At 41.2% G+C, this 935-nt stretch carries 1 protein-coding gene; it reads left to right on the forward strand.

Annotated features, from left to right (window positions below; all coding sequences use genetic code 11):
- The first annotated feature begins 202 nt into the window (after positions 1-202).
- Positions 203-922: a nuclease-related domain-containing protein gene (locus tag A3766_RS04680; RefSeq protein ID WP_068513207.1), complete on the forward strand. Its 720-nt coding sequence runs from the start codon at positions 203-205 to the stop codon at positions 920-922.
- Positions 923-935 lie beyond the last annotated feature (13 nt).

Below are 935 nucleotides of genomic sequence, written 5' to 3' on the forward strand. Positions count from 1 at the left end.
TTGGTTATCCAGGTCCAATGCTTATAGCTGGTTTCTCTTTTGGTTCTATTTGTGTGTCTATAACACCAAACACTCGTGTCCCTCACTTGTCCCTAACTTTGTTGCAGGCTGCACAGTAATATTATTTCCAATTCAACGAGTAGACGAAAAAGTTTATTCGTAATAAGAACCGAGCACTAATCTGAAATAAAAGGAAGTAAACATGGCAAACCTGGAATACGTAACAAGCAATAAATTAACAATAGAAGCAGATGCGCAAAAAAGAAAAAGTCGTAAAGGGGTTATGATCGTCGGCCTGATATTAGCGCTAGGTGCCTTGTTTTTACACCCAGTAGCGGCAGCCATAGTCATGGTTTTTGCTCTGATTTCTTGGGGCTCCCAAAACGGCAGTCAAACTCTTAGAGCTGGAGCAGTTGGTGAAGACATAACCATGAATGTGTTAAGCCATTTACCTGACTCATACACGATTTATAACCAAGTGGACCTACCGAACGAAAAGTCACGAACGGGCTTTAACGAGGCTGATATTATTGTAATGGGGCCCGATACAGTTTTTGTGATTGAAGTGAAACACAATAACGGCTCAATTTATGGAACAGAAGGTGATAAAGATTGGCATGTACAAAAGGTAGGTCGAGGCGGTACGCCTTATTCTAAAACGATGCGTAACCCAATCGCACAAGTTAAGAAGCTCGTTTGGTTACTTTCTGATGATTTGAAGAAAAAGAACGGCCGAGCGTGGGTTCAAGGTGTGGTTGTATTCTCGAACCAAGATTCTTCTGTACGAGTTAGACATTCAGGGAATGTGCCAGTGCTTAATTTAAGCGAGTTAAATAGGTATATCCTGTCTTACCAAGCTAAATCACGGATTGTGAACCACTGCAGTGTTGAAAGCACACTAAAGGATTTAAAAGCCGCCTAGATGAAAGTAAGTT

Source organism: Oleiphilus sp. HI0132 (genome assembly GCF_001635845.1).